27 protein-coding genes are annotated in these 24,870 nt (G+C 57.6%); 21 read left to right on the top strand and 6 right to left on the bottom strand.

Going from position 1 to position 24,870, the window contains the following annotated elements:
* Nucleotides 1-60 precede the first annotated feature (60 nt).
* Nucleotides 61-522 carry a GNAT family N-acetyltransferase gene (locus tag ACVDG4_RS10280; protein ID WP_409689197.1) on the top strand — a complete coding sequence of 154 codons (462 nt, stop codon included), beginning with the start codon at nt 61-63 and terminating at the stop codon, nt 520-522.
* 191 nt (nt 523-713) lie between these two features.
* Nucleotides 714-1,664: a 4-hydroxybenzoate octaprenyltransferase gene (gene ubiA / locus ACVDG4_RS10275; RefSeq protein ID WP_447234973.1), complete on the top strand. Its 951-nt coding sequence runs from the start codon at nt 714-716 to the stop codon at nt 1,662-1,664.
* A 22-nt stretch (nt 1,665-1,686) separates the two neighbouring features.
* On the opposite strand, the gene ACVDG4_RS10270 is transcribed toward ubiA, so the two are convergent.
* Nucleotides 1,687-2,277: a DUF6101 family protein gene (locus ACVDG4_RS10270; RefSeq protein WP_209172664.1), complete on the bottom strand. Its 591-nt coding sequence runs from the start codon at nt 2,275-2,277 to the stop codon at nt 1,687-1,689.
* A 309-nt stretch (nt 2,278-2,586) separates the two neighbouring features.
* Between ACVDG4_RS10270 and ACVDG4_RS10265 the strand changes: the two genes are divergently transcribed.
* Genes ACVDG4_RS10265 through lpxK form a run of 6 tightly spaced genes read left to right on the top strand, consistent with a single transcriptional unit; the run spans nt 2,587 to nt 8,040 of the window.
* Nucleotides 2,587-3,930 carry a TldD/PmbA family protein gene (locus tag ACVDG4_RS10265; protein WP_447234972.1) on the top strand — a complete coding sequence of 448 codons (1,344 nt, stop codon included), beginning with the start codon at nt 2,587-2,589 and terminating at the stop codon, nt 3,928-3,930.
* Nucleotides 3,917-4,717, top strand: a complete 801-nt coding sequence (locus ACVDG4_RS10260) for a 3'(2'),5'-bisphosphate nucleotidase CysQ (RefSeq protein ID WP_447234971.1) — start codon at nt 3,917-3,919, stop codon at nt 4,715-4,717. Before ACVDG4_RS10265 ends, ACVDG4_RS10260 begins: the two co-directional genes overlap by 14 nt.
* A 34-nt stretch (nt 4,718-4,751) precedes the next feature.
* Nucleotides 4,752-4,991, top strand: a complete 240-nt coding sequence (locus ACVDG4_RS10255; protein WP_447234970.1) for a DUF4170 domain-containing protein — start codon at nt 4,752-4,754, stop codon at nt 4,989-4,991.
* A 32-nt stretch (nt 4,992-5,023) separates the two neighbouring features.
* Entirely contained in the window at nt 5,024-5,722 is a 699-nt protein-coding gene (locus ACVDG4_RS10250; protein ID WP_447234969.1) for a lysophospholipid acyltransferase family protein, read from the top strand.
* The gene (locus ACVDG4_RS10245) at nt 5,715-7,034 is read left to right on the top strand and encodes a 3-deoxy-D-manno-octulosonic acid transferase (RefSeq protein WP_447234968.1); all 1,320 of its coding nucleotides are present in this window, start codon (nt 5,715-5,717) and stop codon (nt 7,032-7,034) included. The genes ACVDG4_RS10250 and ACVDG4_RS10245 overlap by 8 nt, the downstream gene beginning before the upstream one ends.
* A complete protein-coding gene (gene lpxK / locus ACVDG4_RS10240) occupies nt 7,018-8,040 on the top strand; it encodes a tetraacyldisaccharide 4'-kinase (protein WP_447234967.1) in 1,023 nt (340 codons plus the stop codon). The genes ACVDG4_RS10245 and lpxK overlap by 17 nt, the downstream gene beginning before the upstream one ends.
* 13 nt (nt 8,041-8,053) lie before the next feature.
* Here the strand turns inward: lpxK and ACVDG4_RS10235 are convergent, their stop codons facing one another.
* Nucleotides 8,054-8,275, bottom strand: a complete 222-nt coding sequence (locus ACVDG4_RS10235; RefSeq protein WP_447234966.1) for a DUF2093 domain-containing protein — start codon at nt 8,273-8,275, stop codon at nt 8,054-8,056.
* Between the two features lie 106 nt (nt 8,276-8,381).
* Nucleotides 8,382-8,609, bottom strand: a complete 228-nt coding sequence (locus ACVDG4_RS10230; RefSeq protein ID WP_447234965.1) for a hypothetical protein — start codon at nt 8,607-8,609, stop codon at nt 8,382-8,384.
* A gap of 507 nt (nt 8,610-9,116) precedes the next feature.
* On the opposite strand from ACVDG4_RS10230, the gene tldD reads away from it, so the two are divergent.
* The 3 genes from tldD to ACVDG4_RS10215 all read left to right on the top strand — a co-directional run bounded on the left by tldD (nt 9,117) and on the right by ACVDG4_RS10215 (nt 13,304).
* The gene (tldD, locus tag ACVDG4_RS10225) at nt 9,117-10,541 is read left to right on the top strand and encodes a metalloprotease TldD (RefSeq protein ID WP_133948363.1); all 1,425 of its coding nucleotides are present in this window, start codon (nt 9,117-9,119) and stop codon (nt 10,539-10,541) included.
* A gap of 156 nt (nt 10,542-10,697) precedes the next feature.
* A complete protein-coding gene (locus ACVDG4_RS10220; protein ID WP_447234964.1) occupies nt 10,698-11,327 on the top strand; it encodes a glutathione S-transferase family protein in 630 nt (209 codons plus the stop codon).
* Nucleotides 11,328-11,513: 186 nt separating this feature from the next.
* The gene (locus tag ACVDG4_RS10215; RefSeq protein ID WP_447234963.1) at nt 11,514-13,304 is read left to right on the top strand and encodes a monovalent cation:proton antiporter-2 (CPA2) family protein; all 1,791 of its coding nucleotides are present in this window, start codon (nt 11,514-11,516) and stop codon (nt 13,302-13,304) included.
* Between the two features lie 46 nt (nt 13,305-13,350).
* Here ACVDG4_RS10215 and ACVDG4_RS10210 read toward each other — a convergent pair whose 3' ends face one another.
* Nucleotides 13,351-13,902, bottom strand: a complete 552-nt coding sequence (locus ACVDG4_RS10210) for an invasion associated locus B family protein (RefSeq protein ID WP_447234962.1) — start codon at nt 13,900-13,902, stop codon at nt 13,351-13,353.
* Nucleotides 13,903-14,438: 536 nt separating this feature from the next.
* Between ACVDG4_RS10210 and coxB the strand changes: the two genes are divergently transcribed.
* The 8 genes from coxB to ACVDG4_RS10170 all read left to right on the top strand — a co-directional run bounded on the left by coxB (nt 14,439) and on the right by ACVDG4_RS10170 (nt 21,070).
* A complete protein-coding gene (gene coxB / locus ACVDG4_RS10205) occupies nt 14,439-15,341 on the top strand; it encodes a cytochrome c oxidase subunit II (RefSeq protein ID WP_447235108.1) in 903 nt (300 codons plus the stop codon).
* A gap of 79 nt (nt 15,342-15,420) precedes the next feature.
* Nucleotides 15,421-17,016 carry a cytochrome c oxidase subunit I gene (gene ctaD / locus ACVDG4_RS10200; RefSeq protein ID WP_133948357.1) on the top strand — a complete coding sequence of 532 codons (1,596 nt, stop codon included), beginning with the start codon at nt 15,421-15,423 and terminating at the stop codon, nt 17,014-17,016.
* 150 nt (nt 17,017-17,166) lie between these two features.
* Nucleotides 17,167-18,102 carry a heme o synthase gene (locus tag ACVDG4_RS10195; protein WP_447234961.1) on the top strand — a complete coding sequence of 312 codons (936 nt, stop codon included), beginning with the start codon at nt 17,167-17,169 and terminating at the stop codon, nt 18,100-18,102.
* Between the two features lie 5 nt (nt 18,103-18,107).
* Nucleotides 18,108-18,269: a cytochrome c oxidase system small membrane protein gene (locus tag ACVDG4_RS10190; protein WP_166672681.1), complete on the top strand. Its 162-nt coding sequence runs from the start codon at nt 18,108-18,110 to the stop codon at nt 18,267-18,269.
* Between the two features lie 11 nt (nt 18,270-18,280).
* Nucleotides 18,281-18,886: a cytochrome c oxidase assembly protein gene (locus ACVDG4_RS10185; protein ID WP_447234960.1), complete on the top strand. Its 606-nt coding sequence runs from the start codon at nt 18,281-18,283 to the stop codon at nt 18,884-18,886.
* A 48-nt stretch (nt 18,887-18,934) separates the two neighbouring features.
* Entirely contained in the window at nt 18,935-19,795 is an 861-nt protein-coding gene (locus ACVDG4_RS10180; RefSeq protein WP_209172681.1) for a cytochrome c oxidase subunit 3, read from the top strand.
* A gap of 93 nt (nt 19,796-19,888) precedes the next feature.
* Entirely contained in the window at nt 19,889-20,290 is a 402-nt protein-coding gene (locus tag ACVDG4_RS10175; RefSeq protein WP_447234959.1) for a DUF983 domain-containing protein, read from the top strand.
* A gap of 15 nt (nt 20,291-20,305) precedes the next feature.
* The gene (locus ACVDG4_RS10170; protein ID WP_447234958.1) at nt 20,306-21,070 is read left to right on the top strand and encodes an SURF1 family protein; all 765 of its coding nucleotides are present in this window, start codon (nt 20,306-20,308) and stop codon (nt 21,068-21,070) included.
* Here ACVDG4_RS10170 and ACVDG4_RS10165 read toward each other — a convergent pair.
* Together ACVDG4_RS10165 and ACVDG4_RS10160 are read right to left on the bottom strand one after the other, a co-directional pair.
* On the bottom strand, nt 21,067-21,549 hold the full coding sequence (locus ACVDG4_RS10165) for a peroxiredoxin (RefSeq protein ID WP_209172686.1): 483 nt from the start codon (nt 21,547-21,549) through the stop codon (nt 21,067-21,069). The two genes, ACVDG4_RS10170 and ACVDG4_RS10165, sit on opposite strands and share 4 nt — an antisense overlap.
* Nucleotides 21,550-21,661: 112 nt before the next feature.
* Entirely contained in the window at nt 21,662-22,486 is an 825-nt protein-coding gene (locus ACVDG4_RS10160) for a protein-disulfide reductase DsbD domain-containing protein (protein ID WP_447234957.1), read from the bottom strand.
* 173 nt (nt 22,487-22,659) lie between these two features.
* Between ACVDG4_RS10160 and ACVDG4_RS10155 the strand changes: the two genes are divergently transcribed.
* Both ACVDG4_RS10155 and thrC read left to right on the top strand, forming a co-directional pair.
* Nucleotides 22,660-23,256: a YqgE/AlgH family protein gene (locus ACVDG4_RS10155; RefSeq protein ID WP_209172690.1), complete on the top strand. Its 597-nt coding sequence runs from the start codon at nt 22,660-22,662 to the stop codon at nt 23,254-23,256.
* 203 nt (nt 23,257-23,459) lie between these two features.
* A complete protein-coding gene (gene thrC, locus ACVDG4_RS10150) occupies nt 23,460-24,866 on the top strand; it encodes a threonine synthase (RefSeq protein WP_447234956.1) in 1,407 nt (468 codons plus the stop codon).
* Nucleotides 24,867-24,870: the final 4 nt, after the last annotated feature.

Raw genomic sequence — 24,870 nt, 5'->3', positions numbered from 1 at the left:
CAATTGGGCCGGAGGTGTACCGTTGCCCGACAAGACGACCATCAGCCTACAGGAGAGGACATGAGCCGTACATGGCAGGTCGTGTTGGGGTCTCCGGTCAACCGGCGGGACATACTCGGCATTGTCCGGACATGCCGGGAAGAGACGGGCCGCACTTTCAACAAGCAGTATGAAAATGCCATCAGCCGGTTTCTTGTCGATGCATCGGCCGGTCGCATCTACCTGATTGATATGCGTGGTGTCCCAGCGGGATATGCCAGCGTGTCGTTTCAGCAATCTGTTACGTGGGGAGGTCAGCTTGCGGTACTGGAGGAACTGCAGTTACTGAAGGCTTATGAAGGGCAGGGGCTTGCCCAGCGGGTTCTCCGGGCAATCATTGGCGACTTGGAAAACTTCGGTCCGGACGTGGTGGTCGCCTATGTAAAGGAAGATGATCCGCTCGCAGCCGTGTACGAAATCGAAGGGTTTTCCCGAACCGCTCTCATTCGGTATTCCGATCAGGAAAGTGACGAAACCTGCTGAAGGTCGCTCCAAATTGGTCTTGCGGGGCGGACTGCGTCAGTTATGCCTCTCGCGAATGGATCTCCAGAGCTTTACTGTGTGAATTGCCGCTTGGGGGTGATTTTCATTTGCGCAGCCGGTAAAGCTGCGGGAAATCAAACGCGGACTCGGCGGGATTTTTAACGCGCGAAACGTCAATCAGGGACCACACCATGTTCTTTTCCACCCGGGATACCGGCCCGGTTGCAGATGCGGTCAAGCAGCATTGGGTTGATACCCGCCTGCCTGCAGGTTTGCGCCCTTACGCCCGTCTGGCCCGCTGGGAAAGACCGATCGGCTGGTGGCTGTTGCTTTGGCCTTGCTGGTGGTCCGCAGCGCTTGCGGCAATCGCGGCGGGCAACAGCTGGCCGAATCCCTGGCACATGCTCCTGTTCCTGATCGGAGCCGTTGCAATGCGCGGTGCTGGATGCACCTACAATGACATTGTGGACGTTGATATCGATGCTCAGGTGGAGCGGACGCGCTCCCGGCCGATCCCTGCCGGGCAGGTGAGCAAACGTCAGGCAAAGATTTTTCTGGTGGTTCAAGCGCTGGTCGGTCTGCTGGTCCTGCTGCAATTCAACAGCTTCGCGATTGCACTTGGCATCGCGTCGCTGATCCTGGTCGCGATTTATCCGTTCATGAAACGGATCACCAACTGGCCGCAGCTGTTCCTGGGATTTGCGTTTTCCTGGGGCGCGTTGATGGGGTGGGCTGCGGTTTTTGGAGAGCTGTCCTTGGCGCCAATCCTGCTCTACATCGGCGGGATATGCTGGACCATCGGCTACGACACGATCTATGCCCATCAGGATAAGGAAGATGACGCCTTGGTTGGTGTGAAGTCGACCGCTCGTTTGTTCGGCGATCGCACCCGGCTTGCACTGATCGTGCTTTATGCTTTGGCGTCCCTACTGTTCGCCCTTGCTGCAGCCTTGGCCGATGCCGGACCGGCTGCCTTTCTTGGCATTCTTCTGGGCGCGATCCATCTTGGCTGGCAGATCGTCATCATCGATATTGATGACGGGGATCAGTGTCTCCAGCTGTTCCGATCCAACAAGATCTACGGCTGGATCCTGTTTATCGGCTTCGCAGCAGATGCTTTGATTTCAGGGATGTTCACCTGACGGGAAATCGAAAAGCGTAGGGTCAGTCCCGCGCGATGATCTCGCGTTCGTGAGCGTAACTCGCAGACACTTTGCCGAGTGATCCTGTTTGCCGGCGGTTCAGGAAGCGCGGGCGGCGGCCGGTCAGGAGACGCAGTTTCCGGCGTGGTGCAGGGGCAGCAGCCGGGTTGGCCTGAAAAGCTTCAATCGGTTTGACGGCACCACCGAGATCACACACCAGCATGGGCAACGACAAGACTTGCGCCCAGCGGCTCCAATGCGTTGCCAGCTCGTCGGATGAATGTGTTTCCACCAGGGTGATCGACAGCGCACTGTCAGGATGCTTCAGGATCAAACTGGCGAGGATCTCTCCAGGCGTATTGCCTGGAACAATGCGCACCATCACGCCGTCAAATCCATGCATCGGAACAACGATTGTGACTGGCAGACCGCCAACACGGCGCTTGATGATTGCTTTTTCGCGATCAAGAAAGATATCGGCCGGAAGGGAGGTTGTTCCTGGCCGGGCTTCCAGGCGTTGCTGGAACTGGATTGGGAGGCAACCGGGATGCAGCACCTGCTCGGTGCCGATCCCGGCCGCTTGTGTCATCTGTTGTTCTGTTTGACGCTTCACTGTGACTTCTCCACCGGGCCTTTTGGCCTCTTGATGAAGTTACTCTACACACCGAAGAGTCGTGATCTGCTTAAGAGACACGGTTAAAAAACTGTGTTTTTAAAGAGGGTTACTGGAGTGTAACGAGCCCGCTAACACTCTGTTGAGCATAATGGCTTGGCAAGAGCAGCATGCAGCCCCAATTTCCATGCAAATCGGTTTTCGTTCCGCCGCACACCATTAGTTACCCTCCAACGGTTGCGGCTCTATCGTCCGGAGCGTAAACAACAGCCCAACATAAGGCGGTATGCCAACACTAAGGCGGTATGAATGTCCGAATTGATTGATCAAGCTGAACTCCAATCCCGAGCCGAACGTTTGGTTGCTGCAGCCCGCAATGCAGGCGCAGACGCTTGCGACGCCATTGCAGTCACTGGTGTCTCTCTGGGCGTTGAAGTCCGGGACGGCAAGGTCGAAGAGACTGAACGGGCCGAGGGGGATGACGTCACGCTGCGGGTTTTTGTTGGAAAACGCAGTGCAGCTGTGTCGGCCAATCAGTTGGACAATCCGTCAGATCTTGCGGAACGCGCTGTCGCCATGGCCAAGGTGGCGCCGGAAGACCCCTTTGCGGGCCTCGCTGATCCGGACTTGCTGGTTAAGCAGTTGCCGGAACTGGAGCTCTTGGATAGCAAACAACTGTCGGCCGACGAACTCACTAACATAGCGCTCGAAGCAGAAGCTGCGGGCCTCAGCGTGGAGGGGGTCAGCAAATCCGGAGGTGCATCGGCATCCTGGCGCCTTGCCGGTGTGGTGATGGCCACCAGCCATGGGTTTCAAGGGTCATACCTTTCTTCCCGTTTCGGCATGTCCATGACGGCGGTGGCCGGTGATGGCACCGCGATGGAGCGGGACTACGATTTCGACAGCCGCACGTTCTTTGAAGACCTTGATGCACCTGCTGATATCGGCCGCCGGGCCGGGGAGCGGGCTATGCGCAGGCTCAACCCGGACAAACTTTCCACGCGCACCACCAACGTGGTTTATGAAGCGCGGGCCGCCCGCAGCATCCTTGGACATCTGGTCGGTGCGATAAATGGCGCATCGGTCGCGCGAAAGACCAGCTTCCTGATGGATCAGATGGGAGAGGCGGTTTTGGCTCCCGGCCTGACGGTTGTTGACGACCCGTTCAAGCGCCGTGGCGCGGCAACCCGCCCGTTCGACGGTGAGGGAACCGAGGCGAGCGTTCTGAATATGGTTGAAGACGGTGTCCTGCAACACTGGTATTTGGATGGGGCTTCGGCACGAGAGCTCGGTTTGACCCCGAACGGCCGTGCCCGGCGCGCAGGCAGTGGCACGTCTCCGGGCTCCACAAACGTGACCTTGATGCCGGGAGAAAAGTCTCTGGAAGAGTTGATGGCTGACGCGGGCGACGGCCTTCTTGTGACGGATCTAATTGGTCACGGAGTAAACGGCCTCACCGGAGATTATTCGCGCGGAGCTGCCGGATTCTGGTTCGAAAACGGCAAGATCGTCCGACCTGTCAGCGAAATCACGATCGCAGGCAATTTGAAGGACATGTTCAAGCGTATGGTGCCGGGCAGTGATCTGGACAATCGTTATGCGGCTGCGGCTCCCTCCATCCTGATTGAAGGAATGGCCCTTGCCGGGAATTGATGCTGCTGCCTTTGAAGCCGACCTGAAGCTTTTGGAAGATGCGGCGCTGGAAGCCGGTGAGCTGGCGCTGACCTTTTTCGGCCGCGATCCGGAAACCTGGTTCAAGGGCAACAAGTCTCCGGTCTCGGAGGCTGACATCGCCGTCGACCGTTTTCTTGGTGAAACCTTGCGCGCGGCCCGGCCGGACTACGGCTGGCTTTCGGAAGAAACCGCTGACGATCCGATCCGGCTGCAGCATGACCGGGTGTTCATCGTGGATCCGATTGATGGAACCCGCGCCTTCCTGGCGGGTGGTGATGAGTGGACTGTATCCGTCGCAGTTGTCGACAAGGGGCGGCCTGTTGCAGGCGCGGTCTATTGTCCAAGACGAAAGGAAATGTTCCTTGCGGCAAAAGGCGGTGGGGCGTCCTTGAACAAGGATGAGATAGCGGTCTCGAACAGAACCGAAACGGCAGGAGCCCTGTTAACCGGGCCCTATTCGATTGCCGCCAACAAAGACGTTCAAGCGGCCGGTTTTGAGGCAACGGATGTGTTGCGGTCTCTTGCTTACCGGCTCGCAATGGTGGCCTGTGGCCGGGTGGATGTCGGAGCGGCAAGGGGTGGGCCAAGCGATTGGGATCTTGCAGCCGCCGATCTTTTGGTGCAGGAAGCTGGCGGAACTCTGACCGATCTGTCGGGTGAGCAACTGCTTTACAATCGCGCGAAGACGCGCCATCCCGCACTTGTTGCAGCCCCTGTGCAACTGAGCGGGCCGGTTCGCAACGTTCTGGGAAAGCTGATTGCTTGAGGCCGCGAGGATCCAGGCAAAACAAGGACTGTTCATGAGCGATACCGAAGCACCGAAACAACTCCTGCATCTGGTCTTTGGCGGCGAACTGGAGAGCCCCGACGGCCTGACATTCCGCGACCTGGATGAATTGGATGTCGTCGGGATCTATCCGAATTATGCGGAGGCTTACACGGCTTGGAAAGCCAAGGCGCAGGCCACCGTCGACAATGCGCACATGCGCTACTTCATTGTACACATGCACCGCTTGCTGGACCCCGATACGGCCAGCTGACGGCGCCGCTCCATACTTGGGCAAAAAGAAAAATGCTAAAACGCATCGGCCGACATCCGCTTGTTCTTTCGGCAATCGGCTCCCTGCTCGCTGGATATTTGAAGCTGGTTTATTATACGAACCGGTTTACGATCGAACCTGTGACCATCCATGAAGACACGGACCAGGACCTGCCCGTGATCGTGGCCATGTGGCACGGACAGCACTTCATGGTGCCGTTCGCCAAACCATCGCATTGGCCGGCCAAGGTGATGATCTCCAAATCCGCGGACGGCGAGATCAATGCAATTGCCGCCCGGAAGCTGGGCATGGGATTGATCCGGGCCTCTGGCGGGCGGACTGCGCACCAAATCAAGAAACGCGGCGGCATGCGCGGGTTTATCGAGGCGGTAAGGGCCTTGAAGGACGGATACTCCATTGCGATGACTGCCGATGTGCCCAAGGGGCCCGCACGGCACTCCGGTTCCGGGATTGTGCAGCTCGCGAAACACTCCGGTCGTCCGATCTTGCCGGTCGCAGTGGCCACGAGCCGCAGCATCGAGCTGAACAGCTGGGACAAGGCGAGTGTCAACTTGCCTTTTGGCCGCGGCGGAATCGTTGGCGGTAACCTGATCTGGGTGCCGTCCGACACGGATGATGAAGGACTTGAGGCCTACCGCCAGAAAGTGGAAGACGGCCTCAACACCGCAACGCGCCGGGTCTACGAGCTTGTCGGAAGGCCGAATGGCTGAGCGGCGCCCCATCGCCCTGACGCTTTACCGGGCCCTTGGACGGGCATTGACGCCACTTCTGCATCTTTTGTTCCGCCGCCGCGCTGCAAACGGCAAGGAAATCGAAAGCCGTAAGGGGGAGCGCTTCGGTGTTCCTGGAGTGCCGCGGCCAAAGGGATCACTTGTTTGGATCCACGCTGCCAGCGTCGGTGAAACGATGTCTGTCTTGCCGCTGATCGAACAGCTCGCACGCGACGGCCACTCGGTGCTTTTGACCAGTGTCACGGTCACGGCTGCTGAACTCGCCGAAAAGCGGTTGCCGGAAGCGTGTATTCATCAGTTCACGCCGTATGACACGCCGGGATGCGTTTCGAACTTTTTGGATCATTGGCGGCCCGATCTGGCCATAGTGGTGGAATCCGAGATTTGGCCCTGCATGTTCGACGAGGTGCATCAACGCGGTATCCCGTTTGCACTTCTGAATGGACGAATGTCGGAGAGTTCGTCGCGAAACTGGATGAAGGTCCCGAAAACTTCTGGGTACATCTTAAAATGTCTCGATCTGGTTCTGGCGCAAAGCGATGCAGACAAGGAGCGGTTCTTGAAGCTCGGATGCCGTTACGTCGAAATGCCGGGCAATTTGAAGTTTGATGCGGCTGAGCCAGCTACCGATGAAGAAGACCTCCGCCAGCTTGCAGACCAAATCGGCGATCGTCCGGTCTGGATGGCGGCCCTCACGCATCCGGGCGAAGATGAAATAGCGCTGAAGGCGCATGCGCGTCTTCTTGAAGAACATCCGGACCTGCTTTTACTCCTTATTCCCCGCCACCCGGCCCGCGCCGATGATGTGGCGGCACTTGTCAGTGAATGTGGCCACGTGATGGCCCGGCGGAGCTGCGGCGATCCGGTGACCGCCGAAACCGGGGTCTATTTAGGTGACACGCTCGGCGAAATGGGGTTGTTCTACCGCTTGGCCCCGGTGACATTTCTTGGAGGGTCGTTCAACGATGCTGGTGGACACAATCCTGTCGAGGCCGTGCTTTTGGGGTCGGCTCTGGTTACAGGGCCGAAAGTCGCCAACGCCAGAGCCGTTTATAAGGACCTCTGGGAACAAGGCGCAGCTCTAAAGGTTGAGGAGCCCGCTCAGCTTGCCTCGGAAGTTGCCGGCCTCATGGAGCACCCTGATAACCGCAAGGAGCAGGTCGACCAGGCGATGAACCTGGTCATCAAGGGACGCGGCGCCTTGACACGGACAGCTGACTTGCTGAAGCCCATGCTGTCAGAAACATCTCGGGCCGACACCATGGAGAGGGGCGATGGGCAAGGCGCCTGATTTCTGGTGGACACCCAATCGCAGCGCGGCTGCGCTCGCGCTCGCCCCTTTTGGCTGGATCTACGGCCTCATCGCTGGCCGCCGGATGGTGCAGCATTCAAAAGCAAGAAGCGCGTTGCCGGTTATTTGCATCGGTAATTTTGTGACCGGTGGAACCGGCAAGACTCCTTTTGCGCTCCGCTTGGCAGACCGATTGCTCAAGGAAGGGCACACGCCCGGCTTTTTGTTGCGCGGCTATGGCGGGCGTCTCAAAGGGCCTGTGCTTGTTGACCCGGCACAACACACTGCGGCGGACGTTGGCGACGAAGCGCTGATGTTGGCTCAAGCCGGGCCAACAGTGATTTCTGCCGACCGTCCGGCCGGAGCTGAATTGCTGGAAAAGCAGCCGGTCGACATGATCCTAATGGACGATGGTTTCCAGAACCCGTCTTTGCACAAGGATCTCAGCTTGGTCCTGGTGGACTGCGCGACCGGCTTTGGCAATGGTCTGTGTTTTCCCGCCGGACCGCTGCGTGCGCCGGCGGAAAAACAGATCGTCAAGGCCGACTGTTTGATTCTTGTCGGAGAGGGGGAGCGGGCTTCGGACGCTGTCCATTTGGCGGGCCGGCGCGGATTGCCTTTCCTGCATGCATATATCGTTCCGGAAGAAAACGACGCTCTCTCAGGCCAAGATCTCCTGGCCTTTGCCGGCATCGGCCGGCCCCAGAAATTCTTTAAGACCCTCACCGATCTTGGTCACAAGTTGGCAAGGACACGGGAGTTTGCCGATCACCATGATTTCAGCGAAGCAGATGCCCGGGAACTGTTGACGGAGTCCGATCGGGACGGGCTGCAACTCGTCACCACGGCCAAGGATATGGCGCGCATCACCACCCAGCGCGGCGAAATCTTCCATTGGCTCGCTGCCAAGACGGAAGTTCTTGATGTGCAAATGGAGATCCCGGAGGAAGACCGGCTGGTGTCGCTGATCAAGGACTGCTTGAGAAACCGCGCTTTCAAGTCCTAACCGAAAAAACGGTTTAGTTCTTACGCTGCGTTTCCAAGTAGCGTTTCATGGACGCGTGGGCATCGACATAGGGCTCTTGCAGTTCGACCGACCAGTATTTCAGCTCATCCAGTGGGATCGCGGTGCCCGTCACGGCGCAGCGCACGAAGGTTCCCGGCGTCTCAACCTGATAATCTCCATCGAGATACCGGATGCGGGCTTCGCTTGGGATGCGCGGATTTTCGTAGCGGTTCATGATGGCCTGATGCTTTGGTTCCGGACGTCTAACGTCCCCATGCGCCTCTTTATGGCACATTGGGCGGGTTCGGCAAGTCCGGTCCGGTTTGCAAAGGCGATGTTACCTAGAAAATTGGCGCTGTGCGGGCATCCGGCGCGATCGTGTAACGGCACCTAGACATGACAACGGTCTCGTCTGGAAGATCGTCCCGGGCCCGGTCCATTTCCGGTTCACGGGCCATCTGACAGGCGTCCATATCCGCCCAATACTCTCGGGAGGCGGACAGGTCCTCGCAGATCAGCAGATTAGGCTGACACGCGACCAGGTGAAGGGCGATCAAAACGCCGTTCATGACCTTTCAGATCCTGTCTTCCGATCAGGTGCTTGGATTTTTAATAAACAGACGCGGACCACGTTAGCGGCCGTTTCAGATGAAAGGGGTGGACCAGAGACAGGCCCGGTCTTGGCCAAGGCCTCGGCAAGCCGCGGATGCAAGCCATCTCCACGGGCTGCGGCAAAGGAGTTGAATGCAATTAAGCTGGACGGCAGCCGCCGTCCGGTCTTATCAGTCATGGCGCAAGCCTCTTTGCTGCGGGGAGGCCGCAGTCGGTTTTTCAGGATTTTTGGAGGTCTGGCTTGGGTCTTCGGAAGATGCCCAGCTGGATCGGCGGCAGGAAATCATCCGCACTTAAATATGAGTACTATATTCATATTAAAATGATGCCAAGTGGATTTCTGCGCTTTTGGGGTGATTTGCCCCGCCAAATCCCTATGTTGTTGTCAAGAAGACATACATGCCGCCCGGTTTTCAGCTCCGTCTGGTATCTGGCAGCGGCACTGGATCAACAAGGAAACTCTGATGGCTCTGTCCAGTTCTGATCTGATTGAAACATCCGGCCTGGGTTTGGAAACAGCCAGACGCATCACCAAGGAAGCGCTTGCCAATGCCGATGATGGCGAGCTCTTTGTTGAATACCGCCAGACCGAAGGCCTCGTTTTTGACAACGGCCGTCTGAAAGGCGCCAACTACGACACGGCACAAGGGTTCGGTTTGCGGGCAGTCGCTGGAGAAGCGGCCGGTTATGCCCATGCAGGGGACATCTCCGAGGCGGCATTGAAACGCGCGGCCGACGCGGTGAGCGCGGTATCGAAAGGCTACTCCGGGACCTATGCCGCTGCTCCGGCGCGCACCAATCTGTCGCTCTACACCGACGCCAATCCATTGGGCGGCCCAAGCTTTGAAGACAAGGTCAAACTACTTCAGGAAATCGATGCCTATGCACGGGCAAAGGACCCGCGCGTGCGCCAGGTTTCCGCATCGCTCGCCGGATCCTGGCAAGTGGTGGAGATCCTGCGAGCCGACGGGCATCTTGTGCGGGATGTCCGCCCGATGGTGCGCCTCAGCATTTCCGTGGTCGCGGGCAATGATGACCGTCAGGAAAGTGGCTCTTATGGGTGCGGCGGCCGGGAAGGGTTCGAGCGGTTCATCACCACGGAAAACTGGCAGGGCGGAGTTGACGAAGCGCTGCGCCAGGCTCTTGTCAATCTGGACGCCATTCCGGCACCTGCAGGTGAGATGGATGTTGTCCTTGGACCAGGCTGGCCGGGCATTTTGCTGCACGAAGCCGTGGGTCACGGCTTGGAAGGCGACTTCAACCGCAAGAAAACCTCGGCCTTTGCCGGCCTGATGGGCGAGCGGGTGGCGTCACCTGGTGTGACCATTGTGGATGATGGCACCATTCCGGACCGCCGTGGATCTCTGTCGGTCGATGATGAAGGTACGCCAGCGGCCCGGACGACGCTCATTGAGGATGGTATTTTGACCGGTTACATGCAGGACCGCCAGAATGCCCGATTGATGGGGATGGAGCCGACCGGCAACGGCCGCCGCCAGTCCTACGCCCACATCCCGATGCCGCGCATGACCAATACGGTCATGATGAACGGAGACAAGGATCCGGAAGAAATTCTCGCTTCCGTTAAGGATGGGATTTACGCGGTCGCCTTCGGCGGCGGTCAGGTCGACATCACGTCCGGAAAGTTCGTTTTCTCCTGCACGGAGGCCTACAAGGTCGAAAACGGCAAGGTTGGCGCACCGGTCAAGGGCGCCATGCTGATCGGCAACGGTCCGGATGCCCTGACCCGTGTTGAGATGATTGGCAATGACATGGAGCTTGACCCGGGCATGGGCACGTGTGGCAAGCAGGGGCAGGGCGTTCCGGTCGGCGTCGGCCAACCCTCCATGCGGATCAATGCCATGACAGTGGGTGGCACTGCGGTTTAGGCATCGATAACTTCGATCTGAACAACACAAGAAGGGTCTTCAGTAAAGCACTGAAGGCCCTTTTTATTTTGCAATCGCCGGCGCATCGCAGTAGCAACAAACCCTCTCCTGTGCTGGCAGTTCTGCCGGCCGTTTTCGATTTAGGGTGATAGCGAAATGGCGTCAGACATAATCGTCTGGGGACGGATCAACTCGTCCAATGTGCGCAAGGTGCTGTGGTGTCTGGAAGAGCTCGGACTGAACTACGAGCAGATCGATGCCGGTGGGGCCTTTGGCGTTGTCGATACGCCTGACTATCGCGCGCTGAATCCGAATGGCCGGATTCCGTGCCTGCAAGACGGGGAGTTCACTATTTTTGAGTCCAACGCGATCTGCCGCTATCTGGCCAAAACTTATGGCACTGCGCCGTTCCTCTCAGAAGATCCGAGGGAATGGGCGCTGGCGGATCAATGGATGGATTGGACCACGTTTTCGTTCGGGATGCCGTTCAGAAACCTGTTCTGGAATCTAGTCCGAACGGCTCCGGAAGACAGGGACCAGGCGGCCATCACGCATGGTATCGAGCATTGTTCCGCTCAATTCACCGTTGTCGATACACTGTTGAAAGACCAGCCTTATTTGTCCGGTCACGCGTGCGGGGTCGGCGATATCCCGCTTGGGAGCCTTGCCTATGCCTGGTTCAATATGGACTTTGAGCGTCCCGATCAGCCGTATCTTGCGGACTGGTACAAACGACTGACCGAACGTCCGGCCTACCAGAAGGGTGTCATGAGCCCGCTCACCTGACCGCTAGTCTGAGAGCAGGAAATGGTAGGATGATTTCTTGGCGGCACGGTATTGCTTTAGACACTGTCTGCCTTGGCCTATCTCAATGTTTCTTTCTGACAAATCGCTAACATGTTTAGGAATCTTTCGAGATTTCCGCCGTTTAATTGGGTAAGATGAAACACCAGGCTGGGGGCCGGAGAGAGCATGGCTGCAGAAAGCGCGCCTCCCTTATTTGCTGAAGCGATAATCTTTCTGTCGGCGACCGTAGTGGCGGTGCCGATCGCGAAGCGTCTCGGCCTCGGCTCTGTGGTGGGCTATCTGGCGGCAGGCGCTGCAATCGGACCGCACGGTCTTCAGCTGCTGGGCTCTGGCGAGGACGTACTGCACGTCGCCGAGCTCGGCGTCGTCCTGCTGTTGTTTGTCATCGGCCTTGAACTGGATCCCCAAAAACTCTGGCGCATGAAGCGTGACATTTTCGGCCTTGGCACAGCGCAGGTGATGTTGACGGGGTTCTGCCTCTTCGGCTTTGCACAACTCGCCGGCATGGGCCAATCAGCGGCCCTCGTGGCGGGTTTCGGCTTGGCGCTGTCCTCAACGGCCTTTGCTCTGCAGATCTTGCAGGAGCGCGGGCAGCTTTCATCGGAATATGGTCAGCGAGCTTTCGGCATTTTGCTGTTGCAGGATATCGCTATCGTCCCGCTCTTGGCCATGGTTGCTATTTTGGCACCCGGAGAGGGCCCGTCAACGACCGCGGAAATTGTGCAGGAAGTGCTGCTCGTTTTGTCTGCGGTGGCAGCGGTGATTCTGACCGGGCGATACCTGATTTCGCCGGTCTTCTTGCTGCTCGCCGCCACGCGGGCCCGCGAGGTGATGCTGTCCGCGGCCCTGTTGGTAGCGCTCGGCAGCGCCGGGATCATGCACACAGTCGGCCTGTCGATGGCGTTGGGCGCGTTTTTGGCCGGTGTGCTTCTTGCTGAATCGAGTTTCCGTCACACACTGGAAGCCGATATCGAACCCTTCCGATCGCTCCTTATGGGCCTTTTCTTCGTAGCCGTCGGTATGTCGCTCGACTTTTCACTGGTCATGGCGAACTGGGCTTACATCGCGGGCGGAGTGTGCGTGGTCATGGTGATTAAGGGGCTTTTCTTGTGGGGTTTGTCGCGGGGGACCGGGTCCAGCAACTCCGATGCCATGCGGATCGCCGTGACCCTGCCTCAGGGCGGCGAATTTGCGTTTGTCCTGTTCACCGCGGCCGTGGTGAATTCGATCTTCGACTATGAAACCGCCAACCTGTTGAATGCAATTGTCATTCTGACAATGCTTTTAACCCCGGTGGCCTGTCTGGGGTTGGATTTGCTGGCCACGCGGGCCAAAGCGCGGGGTGTTGAGAATCCGTCCATTGAAACATTCGATGAGGCAACGCCAACGGTACTTGTCGTCGGTTTCGGCCGGTTCGGCATGGTCGTTGCGCAAATCCTTACCTCGGAAGGCCTTGAGATCACCGCGATCGACAACCGGCCGGACCGGATCGCCTATGCCCGGAAGCTAGGCTACAGGGTCTATTATGGCGATGCCACGCGCGCAGATGTCCTGGAGGCAGCAGGCGCTGGCGATGCGGCGCTTGTCGCCATGTGCATTGAAAACGACAAGGTGATGGCGCAGTCGATCGAGATGATCCGCGAGGATTTCCCCAAAGCCCTCATCTTCTGCCGCGCGACTGACCGGGCGCATGCCATGGACCTTACCAAACAGGGCGTCGACTTTCAGATTCGCGAGACATTCGAATCGAGTGTGGTGTTTGGTAGGGCTGCCCTGGAGGCTCTTGGAACGCCGCTCGATCGGATTGATCAGATTGAGGAAGACGTGCGGTATCGCGATGAACAGCGTCTCGCAGAGCAATTGTCCGGTGGCATGTATGCCGGTTCGGACAAATTGCACCGCGTGACGCCGCGCAAGACGGCCGAGGCGACCAACCCGGACGCTGCAGCAGAATAAAAGGCGCCTGATGAGGGCGCCTCTTCGGTCTCAGATCAGGTGTATATTAGGGCAGGGCGTCAAAGCCTGCAGAGAACCCGTTCAACGAGATCGGAATACCGATCCCTTCTTCGGGTGTCTGGAAAATAATGAAAGTCGCTTGGGAACCGGACTTCAGTTGGTTCAGAAGCTCATCTTCCAGAATCACTTCCGCGATACATCCGTTCGGCAAGCAGCGGACAAAACCCGCCCGTCCGATGTCGTTGCCGTCAACCTTCAGGCCGAGGCCGGAGGGGAGCAACACGCCGAGCGGTGCCAAAACCCGCAAGATGCGGGCCTGCTTGTCGGCCGTCCGCAAAATGATGACCGACAACCCAACGTTCTCACGGTCGGCAGCGGTCACATTCTGGATCAGCGCACATTGCTCAGTTGCGGCGCCTGGGGGCGTGTCGCAGCGCATTTGCCAATCGCCATGATTGGCGCGGATTTCGCCTTGTGCGCTGGCCGGTTGCAGGCTGTGCGCAAATGCGGTCAGGCCGATCGCGGCGGTGGCCGCCAGTTTCGGCAGGGCGGAGAGAAGCGAGCGGCTAATGCGCTGCTGCGGCAACTGGGTCGACAAGAATTCCTCCAGTCGTTCGTGGTCAGATCCGCACAGCGCACGTTTTAAAACGTGCTGACCGCAGCGAATCAGGAGTGTTTTCCGGCCAGACATTGCCGCATGAATGCGGACGATTCCAGTCACCGCCGGTGCAAAGCTCTTGGATAGCCGTTTTTTTTGTCGAAAATCCGCCTGTCCTTGATCTCTCTCAATTGGAAAAAAGTCCGAGCTACTTGTGAAATCGCGCAAATTTCGTTGCAGCGCACGGCGTCTTGTGGTTTTTGTGCGGCCAAAAGGGGCCGATGAAAAGATGCGGCAGATCGCCGCCCTAGCCGATTGGTAGCATCGCTCTTTAACCGTGGATGTGGTTATATCCGGCAATCCTTTAGAAGGACGACCGGGTCTGGAACCGGCAGTTTAAGCTTGCGCAGTTCCGGCAAGCCTATTACTGCGGCACTTAGGTATTCGACCGGGCAGGGTCCGGAATTTAGCATGCGCCGCCATTTGGGCGGCTGAGGGAAGGGAGCGCGGACGTGAAGGCAGTCTTCAAGCGTCTCATGAATTTGGTCACGATGGCGACCGCATTCGCCGGTGTTTCGACAGCGGCATTGGCAGCAGAGCCTGGGTTCAACAACTGGCAGCTCGGATTTCAGGCTTCAACCAGCGATGTGATGGACGACATTACCTGGTTCAACAACTTCACTCTCATCATCATCACAGTCATTACGCTTTTTGTTTTGGCGCTTCTGATGTACTGCGTGGTGAAGTTCAGCGCCAAAAACAACCCGGTGCCGTCCCGCACGTCGCACAATACGACAATCGAGATCGTCTGGACCGTTGTGCCGATCCTGATCCTCGTCATCATCGCAATCCCGTCTTTCCGGTTGCTCTACAAGCAGCTTGAGATCCCGGAATACGACATGACGGTCAAGGCGATCGGTTACCAGTGGTACTGGGGTTACGAGTACACTGACGAAAACATGGGTGAGCTCTACTTCGACTCGATCATGGTTCAGGACGCAGATCGTCAGGCCGTCGCAGATGCGCGCGGCGTGTCCATCGACGAAGTGCCGCGCCTGCTTGCGGTTGACTATGACCTGGTTATTCCTGTCGACACGACAGTGCGCCTGCAAGTCACCTCCGAAGATGTCATCCACGCATTCGCAATGCCGACATGGGGCGTCAAAATCGACGCGATCCCGGGCCGCCTGAACGAGACCTGGTTCCACGCCCGCGAAGAAGGTGTCTACTACGGTCAGTGTTCTGAGCTCTGCGGCAAGGATCATGCCTTCATGCCGATCGCAGTCCGTGTGGTCTCTGCGGATCAGTTCCAGCAGTGGGCTTCTGCAGCGCAAGATGACCTGGACGTTGCCAACGAGCAGCTGATGGCCTCCATCGCGGAAGCCAAGAAACTTGCCGCACAGGGCGACCTGGACGAAATCTCCGTCGCCGCGAAATAACGCGGCGGCGAGCCAATTTGGCGATTGCGCGCGATTTGACACGCAGCGCCGCTGAAAACGACTAAAGAGGGAGCCCAAAATGGCTGCGACCGAAGCACATGCGGCACATGACCATCCTTACGGATGGCGCCGCTGGGTCTATTCGACCAACCACAAAGACATCGGCCTGATGTATTTGTACTTTGCGATTTTTGCTGGGATTATCGGCGGCGCTCTGTCCGTCGGTATCCGGATGGAATTGCAAGAGCCGGGCATGCAGATCTTTGCAAATGCTCACACCTTCAACGTGTTCACCACGTCCCACGGTCTGATCATGATCTTCTTCATGGTCATGCCGGCCATGATTGGTGGGTATGCCAACTACTTCGTGCCGATCATGATCGGTGCGCCGGACATGGCGTTCCCGCGGATGAACAACATCTCCTTCTGGCTGCTTCCGCCGGCGTTCCTTCTGCTGATCCTCTCGCTCTTCGTTGAGGGTCCTCCGGGAGCCAACGGTGTTGGTGGGGGCTGGACGATCTATCCGCCGCTGTCCACATCCGGTCAGCCGGGCCCGGCAATGGATCTCGCGATCCTGTCTCTGCACATCGCAGGTGCTTCGTCGATCCTGGGTGCGATCAACTTCATCACGACCATCTTCAACATGCGCGCGCCTGGGATGACCCTGCACAAGATGCCGCTGTTTGCCTGGTCCGTTCTGATCACAGCCTTCTTGCTGTTGCTGTCCCTGCCGGTTCTGGCGGGTGCCATCACCATGCTTCTGACCGACCGTAACTTCGGCACGACGTTCTTCGATGCTGCAGGCGGTGGTGACCCGGTTCTGTTCCAGCACTTGTTCTGGTTCTTCGGCCACCCGGAAGTGTACATCCTGATCCTGCCGGGCTTCGGCATCATCAGCCACATCATTTCCACGTTCTCCCGTAAGCCGATTTTCGGTTACCTGGGCATGGCCTACGCCATGGTTGCCATCGGTGTTGTCGGCTTCATCGTGTGGGCCCACCACATGTACACAGTTGGCATGTCCGTTGAGACACAGGCTTACTTCGTGGCAGCGACCATGGTGATTGCGGTCCCGACCGGGGTGAAGATCTTCTCCTGGATTGCGACCATGTGGGGCGGTTCCATCGAGTTCAAAACCCCGATGGTCTGGGCAATCGGCTTCATCTTCCTGTTCACCGTTGGTGGTGTGACAGGCGTGCAGCTGGCGAACGCTGGTCTCGACCGCGCCTTCCACGACACCTACTACGTTGTGGCTCACTTCCACTACGTTCTGTCGCTGGGTGCCGTGTTCGCGATCTTCGCGGCCTGGTACTACTGGTTCCCGAAGATGTTCGGTTACATGTACAACGAGACGATCGGGAAGGCTCACTTCTGGATCACTTTCATTGGCGTGAACCTGATCTTCTTCCCGCAGCACTTCCTGGGCCTGAACGGCATGCCGCGCCGCTATGCCGACTACCCGGATGCGCTGGCTGGCTGGAACTTCGTATCCTCCATCGGATCGTACATCTCGGCCTTTGCTGTGCTGGTATTCATCTACGGTATCGTCGAAGCCTTCTCCAAGAAGCGCGTTGCTGGCAACAGCCCGTGGGGTGAAGGTGCAACGACCCTGGAGTGGACCCTGTCTTCTCCGCCACCGTTCCACCAGTTCGAGACCCTGCCGCGGATCAAGTAATTACGCGGCCGGAAGGTCTGCCCTTCCGCTCTGAACTTACGCACCGCGCCGGACACCGGCGCGGTGCGCTCTTGAAAACAACCTGTCCGGAACCGAGCCCTAAGCTGGGCACCAAATCCGGCAGAAGATAAAGAATTAAGGGACGCGCCCATGTCGCTCGCAGAGCGCCAGGATTTGATGGATCAAAGCAGCACCGTTTGGAACGGTGGCGAAGGGTCAGTGAGCGACTATGTGGCGCTCCTGAAACCGCGCGTGATGTCTTTGGTGATCTTCACCGCTTTTGTCGGCATGATGCTGGCACCAGGCTCCATTCATCCTGTTCTTGGTGCCGTGGCGATCCTCTGCATTGCCATTGGCGCAGGCGCATCCGGTGCCTTGAACATGTGGTATGACGCGGACATCGATGAAGTGATGTCGCGCACCGCAAAACGGCCGATCCCGGCAGGAAAGATCACACCAGAAGAAGCGTTCGCATTCGGCATTACATTGTCGATCGGCTCCGTCCTGACGCTCGGACTGCTGGTGAATTGGTTCGCCGGCGCATTCCTGGCATTCACGATCGCATTCTACGTTGTCATCTACACGATGTGGCTGAAGCGCTCGACACCGCAGAACATTGTTATCGGCGGTGCGGCTGGTGCATTCCCTCCGATGGTCGGTTGGGCATCCGTGACAGGTGGCGTCAGCTTGGAAAGCTTCGTTCTCTTCCTGATCATCTTCATGTGGACTCCGCCGCACTTCTGGGCTTTGGCGCTGTTCAAAAAAGGTGACTACGAGACGGCCGGTGTTCCGATGCTGCCGGTGGTCGCCGGTGAAACCAACACCCGCCACCAGATTCTGATCTACTCCATCCTGCTCGCACCGATTGGCGTGGCACCATACTTCATGGGTTATGCCAGCCTGTTCTACGGTGTTGCATCCGGTCTTCTTGGACTGGCCTTCGTTGCGATGGCTGCCGACATCTGGCGCAAGCGGGAAGGCGACGCCGCACGCAAAGCCTGTCTTCGTCTCTTCAAGTTCTCGATCTTTTATCTGTTCATGCTGTTTGCACTTCTTCTCGGCGAAAGCCTGGTAGCGGGGATCTGACGGAAATGGACAACAACGAACAGGGTATTGTTCTCACCGACGAACAAAAAAAGAAGCGCCGCTCCCGGTCGATCGCGATCGCGGTAGTGCTGGCTGCTCTTGTCTTGCTGTTCTACCTGGTGACGATTGTTAAGCTGGGGCCTGACATCATGAACCGTCCGTTGTAACGAGAGGTAAGATGACCGAAGTCAACGATCAGAACAACCTGTCCCGCAGCAATCGCAAGGTCGCGTTTGCTTGCCTGGGTATGTTCAGCTTTATGATCGCTGCTGCCTACGCAGCCGTCCCGCTTTATGATCTTTTCTGCCGGGTCACCGGCTTCGGCGGCACGACACAGGTTGCGGAACAGGAAAGCGAAATGGTGATCGATCGCGTGATCACTGTTCGATTTGATGGCAACGTCAATCACGCGCTTCCCTGGGACTTCGAACCTGCTCAACGCTCTGTCACGTTGAAAATGGGTGAAACCGCGCAGTTGCCGTACATTGCGGCAAATGTCAGCGATGGGCGGACCGTTGGCACGTCCACGTTCAACGTCACACCGACGTCGGCGGGCGTTTACTTCAACAAACTGGACTGTTTCTGCTTCACCGAGCAGGCGCTGGAACCCGGCGAGTCAGTCGAAATGCCGGTCGTCTTTTTTGTCGACCCGGAGATGGACAAGGATCCCATGCTTGAGCATGTGAAGGAAATCACTTTGTCCTATACCTTCTTCCCGGTAGAACAACCGGAACAACCTGTTGCGGCGCGGGCAGATTCGCCTGCGGCTGAAACGAACTTGTAAGAAACTGGCGCTTTGCGCCCGTACAGAATGTGTTTGGGGAGCTTGCCGATGGCTGGTGCACATACCAAGAACCACGATTACCACCTGGTCGAACCCAGTCCGTGGCCGTTTATGGCGTCCGTTGGCGCTTTCATTCTCGCACTCGGCTCGATTGCCTGGATGCGCTACGCCTCCGGTAACTCTTTCGAACTCTTTGGCCTGGAGTTGTCCGCTGCAAAGTGGATGCTGTTCGCAGTTGGCCTGCTGATTGTTCTTTACGTGATGTTCGCCTGGTGGCGTGACACCATCAAGGAAGCGCATGAAGGCCATCATACGCGTGTTGTGTCGCTGCACTTGCGTTACGGCATGCTGCTGTTCATTGCGTCTGAAGTGATGTTCTTTGTTGCCTGGTTCTGGGCATACTTTGATGCAGCCCTGTTTGCTGGCGAGGCAATCAACTTTGCCCGCGCTGAAGCAACGGGCGGCGTCTGGCCACCGGAAGGCATCGAAACCTTTGATCCGTGGCACCTGCCGCTGCTCAACACGCTGATCCTGCTTGCGTCCGGCACCACCGTTACCTGGGCACACCATGCGCTTCTGCACGATGACCGTGAGGGCCTGAAGTGGGGTCTGACGCTGACTGTTCTGCTTGGTGTTCTCTTCACCATCTGCCAGATCTACGAGTACACCCACGCAGCCTTCGGTTTCAGCGGCAACATCTACGGCGCAACGTTCTACATGGCGACGGGCTTCCATGGCTTCCATGTCGTCGTCGGAACGATCTTCCTCGCGGTATGCCTGTTCCGTGCCCTTGCTGGCCACTTCACCAAAGAGCAGCACTTCGGTTTCGAAGCAGCAGCCTGGTACTGGCACTTCGTTGACGTTGTCTGGCTGTTCCTGTTTGTCGCCATCTACATCTGGGGCGAATAAGCCGGAAGACGTTCTCAACGAACACTAGAAAAACAAGCGCCCGGCGGATCATCCGACCGGGCGTTTTTCAAATTCGGCCCCCGGAGCCAAAAGATGGAAGACAAGGCACATTTCCCACCGGTAAACCCGGTCACAGCTGGACTATCAGGCGCATGCCCGCGTTGCGGCCAGGGAAAATTGTTCGACGGATTCTTGCGCGTGAAAGGGTCGTGCTCCACCTGCGGGCTCGATTACAGTTTTGCCGACAGCGGGGACGGGCCAGCCGTCTTTGTCATCATGATTGTCGGGTTCATTGTCGTCGGCTTGGTGCTCTTTGTTGAATTGTCATTTCAACCTCCCGTTTGGCTCCATCTGATCCTTTGGCTGCCCCTGACCGTAGTTCTTGCGGGTGGCATTTTGCGCCCCTTGAAAGGCTTGATGATTGCCGTGCAATACCGGCATAAGGCGGAAGAAGGCCGTCTGGACAACGACGACGATCAAACTGACCAGTTGTAAGAAAGAAACTTGCCAATGGGCCGCGCCCGTAAACTCATCATTCCTGCCGTTGCTGCTTTGATTGGATTGGCGATCCTGTTGAATCTTGGTTTTTGGCAGGTTCGGCGGCTGGCTGAAAAAGAAACACTGATTGAACAAGTTGAGACCGGATTGAAATCGGCTCCTGTGGCCGCGCCCGGCATAGCCGATTGGGAGGGGCTCGGTAATGAGGACGATTACCGCCGGGTCTCGGTCACGGGCCGTTTCCTGGACCAAAACGTTTTCTACTACATCTCGCTCACCGATCCGGTCGGTACGTATGGCGGGCCGGGCGAACTCGTCTACAGCCGGTTTGAAACAGCAGATGGATGGACGGTCCTGGTCAACCGGGGTTTTTTGCCCGACGGCGTTCCGGAAGACATTCGGCGTGAAGCTCTCACTCCGCCACCAGGAGACCAGTCAATTATTGGACTGCTGCGGCTGAGTGAGACACCTGTCTGGACCACGCCGGCGCCGGACCTGAATGCAAAACTCTGGTTTGCCCGCGATACAGATGCCATGGCGGAGGCAATGAACGTTCAGGGAAACCTTGCGCCCTACAGCATCGACCTGGAAGCCGGGCATACGCCCGAAGGTGGTCTACCGCAGGCCGGTGAAACCCTGGTGCGTTTCAAGAACGATCATTTGGGATATGCGCTGACCTGGTTTGGTCTTGCAGCAACCCTCGTAGGGGTTTTCTTGGCTTACGCGGCCGCCGTATTGTGGCCGCGTAAGCGGGAGCATTCAGCGAACTTGGATTAAAGCGCTTCCAGGATTGCTGCGGCGCCGGTCTTGGTCGCATCGCCCGGACTGTCTTCGACGGCGATGAAGCTCACTTCACCGTCTTTTGCAATCAAAGCGAATCGCTGAGACCGCAGGTGACCAAAAATCGGTGCCGGGCCAAGGCCGAGACCAGCTGCTTCGACAAACTCTGCGCCGGTGTCAGCCAGGAAAGTGATTGCATTGGCATTAGAGGCCTTCTGCCACGCGTCCATGACAAACACGTCGTTGACGGACACAACAGCGATCGCGTCGACACCTTTGGATTTCAGTGTATCGGCATGCTCGACAAAGCCGGGCAGGTGGTTCATGTGGCATGTCGGCGTGAAGGCGCCTGGAACACCAAACAGGACAACTGTTTTGCCGGACGTCAGGTCTGCTGTTGAAATTTCACCAGGACCATCGGAAGTCATGGTCTTGAATGTTGCATCCGGCAGCTTGTCGCCCACCTTGAGTGTCATGTCTAAATCCCCTTGTTAAAAAACCGCTGCCATTTATTCCGCAGCCCGCTGGAGAGATAGGGCTTCCAGAGCAGACCGTCGAGGGAGAGCCGAGAAATCTTTGCGAAAGAAGTTAGTTCAACCAATCCGGTTGGATCGGCGCGAGGTGTTCCAGCGCGTTTTCGCCGTCGGACAGAACCAGGCGCAGGCTCGTATCGGAAGCGGTTGTTTTCAGGCCCTTTGTCGACAAGTGCCAAACTGGATTGCCTGTTTCACCTTCGGCCAGTTTCGGCAGAGCGATGTAGGAGCCTTCAGGCCCCGCGGCAAAAAGATCCGGAGTGCCCACTGATCCGGTTTCAGCTTCAATCCTCAAACGCTTGCCATCGCTTTCAACCAGCGTGACAGAGACAATATTCAGCCCGCCAGTTGGGGCGATGCCGGGGACGGCCTGCAAATCGCGTTTGATCAGTTTCGCTGAGAGGCTGTCCGGGCGGGCATCCGGGTCAAGTTGAAGGGACAAAGTGGCTTCGCCCGGCACGCAAATGTCCTTGCAAACGCCAAAAAACAGCTCCAGCGAAATCTGCGCAGGCTTGGAGGTATCTTCCGGCGAGATCTTTAGCGGTAGGATAATGCCGTCGTGGTAGACGATGGAGTCTGAGAACCCATCGCTGTATCGCTCCGGAACCGGGTAGAGAACTTCTTTGTCCTGTATGTTGGACGTGTTGGTCCAGTTGATTTGCGGCGGTATGCCAGCTTCGCCCGGATAGCGCCAATAGGTGTGCCAGCCTGGTTCCAGTTGAAACTCCAGTCCCGCCCAGTAAGTGCCGTTTTCAGGTGGTCCTGCCGTGATCAACCGAACGGCACCACCTTTGACGGTGACCCATTCACTGGCCGCAGCAAAAGCTGCGGATGGGAGTGTGATTGCCAAAAAAAAGAGGAGTGCCAGTGCAGATTTCATGGACTAACAGCTACACCAAAGCAGACGGCGCGTCAGCATCGCACAACGCTCGAATGGTCATATCCTCGTGACGCGATTGTGAGCATGCGACTCAATCAGTCATTAACATGAAGTCCTATTGGGGCTATGCTGAGGAACGAAGGCGGTGGGCGTTGAACAGTAACGAGGTGCGTATGTCCGAAATCGGAGCAGCAGACACCCTGGAGGGTCAATTCCTGATCGCCATGCCCAGCATGGCGGACAGCCGCTTCGAGCATTCGGTCATCTATGTGTGCTCTCACTCCGAACAAGGCGCAATGGGCCTGATCGTCAATCAGGTGGCAAAACATCTGTCTCTTGAAGAGTTGCTGATCCAGCTGGACATCGTGAATGACGATGATGCGATCCGCTTGCCACCTCAGGTCCGGGGCATGAGTGTTCATAAGGGCGGACCGGTTGAGGTTGAGCGTGGCTTCGTCCTGCACAGCGATGATTTCCAGCTCAATCAATCGACCCTTGCGATCGACAATGGGATCTGCCTGACAGCGACGCTGGAGATTTTGAGAGCCTTGGCCGAAGGCACAGGGCCGCGGCAAGCCATGCTGGCGCTCGGTTATGCCGGCTGGGCCCCCGGTCAGTTGGAAAATGAAATCCAGTCAAATGGGTGGCTAACTGCCCCGGCGGATCGGGACATCCTGTTTGATGCGAATTCGGAACAAAAATGGCACCGGGCCCTCGGCAGTCTCGGGATTGATCCAGCCATGTTGTTTTCAGACGCCGGACACGCCTAAGGCGTCACCGGTCAGCAGGATTGCCGGAAATCGGACACTTTTTTACCGACCTGTGGCTTGCGTCCGATTAGGATGGCGCGTAAGTCGCTAGACTGGCTTGCTTTGTTCCAAAGTTGACAAAATTCGGGTAGGGTTGAGGCTTACGGTCAGTGAAGGGCTCTAATGCCTCTAACTCGGCTGGAAACACTAGAGGAAGTGACGCGGTGAAATACAGCAGTACGCGCGGTGATGCACCTGTATTGGAGTTTTCGGACGTTTTGCTCCAGGGACTTGCCCGCGATGGCGGTCTTTATCTTCCAGAAATATGGCCGCAGTTCGATCCTGAGACCATCGCTTCTTTCGCTGGAAAATCCTATGAGGATGTCGCGTTTGCGGTGATCAGCCCGTTTGTTGACGGGGCCATCCCGGATGCGGACCTGAAGTCCATGATTGCGGAATCCTATTCTGGTTTCCGGCACCCGGCGGTCACGCCCTTGGTTCAGACTGGCTCCAACACATTTATCCTTGAGCTTTTCCATGGTCCGACCCTGGCGTTCAAGGATGTCGCCATGCAGCTGCTTGGCCGGATGATGGATTATGTGCTGACGAAGCGGGGCTTGCGCGCAACCATCGTCGGGGCTACCTCGGGTGACACCGGCGGGGCGGCCATCGAAGCCTTCCGCGGCCGGGACCGGACAGACATTTTCATCCTCTTCCCGGATGGCCGGGTGTCAAACGTTCAGCGCCGTCAGATGACAACGCCGACTGAAGCGAACGTGCACGCCTTGGCCTTGACCGGCAATTTTGATGATTGCCAGGCGATCGTCAAAGGCATGTTCAACCATTTCAATTTCCGCGACCGCGTGGCCCTGTCCGGGGTCAACTCGATCAACTGGGCGCGTATTTTGGCTCAGATCGTCTACTACTTCGTGGCTGGTGCCGCACTGGGCGCACCGCATCGTAAAGTGTCCTTCACCGTTCCGACCGGCAACTTCGGGGACATCTTCGCCGGTTATGCGGCCATGAAAATGGGCCTGCCGGTCGACAAGCTGGTGGTGGCAACCAACGTCAACGACATCCTGGCCCGCACGCTTGAAACCGGCCGGTATGAGAAAAAGGGTGTTCACCCGACGATTTCTCCGTCGATGGACATCCAGGTGTCGTCCAACTTTGAGCGTCTGCTCTCAGAGGTGCACGGACGAGATGGTGATGTAGTACGCCGGATGATGAACCAGCTGAACCAGTCCGGCAGCTTTACGATCGAAGACGGGCCTCTCGCTGAGATGCGTCAGCATTTCGCCGCCGGCCGGTGTGATGAAGAGGCAACCTCGGCAACCATTGCTGAACTCTGGGAAGAGGCGGGTTATCTGCTTGATCCACACACGGCAATCGGCGTGCATGTTGCCAAAGCGCACTCGAGCGGTGAAACGCCGATGGTTGTCTTGGGCACCGCCCATCCGGCCAAGTTCCCGGATGCTGTCGAAGCAGCAAGCGGTGTCCGTCCGGATCTTCCGGAAAATCTGAAAGACATGATGTTTGCCGAGGAGCGCCAGCAGGTTCTGGCGGCCGAGCAGGGCGCGGTCGAACAATATATTGAAAAACACGCCCGTGCCGTGGGGGCAGGGGTGTAACTGA

It is taken from the genome of Roseibium sp. MB-4 (genome assembly GCF_053005265.1).
The sequence above is the reverse complement of the archived record's forward strand: the minus strand, read 5'-3'. Positions and strand labels throughout refer to the sequence as shown.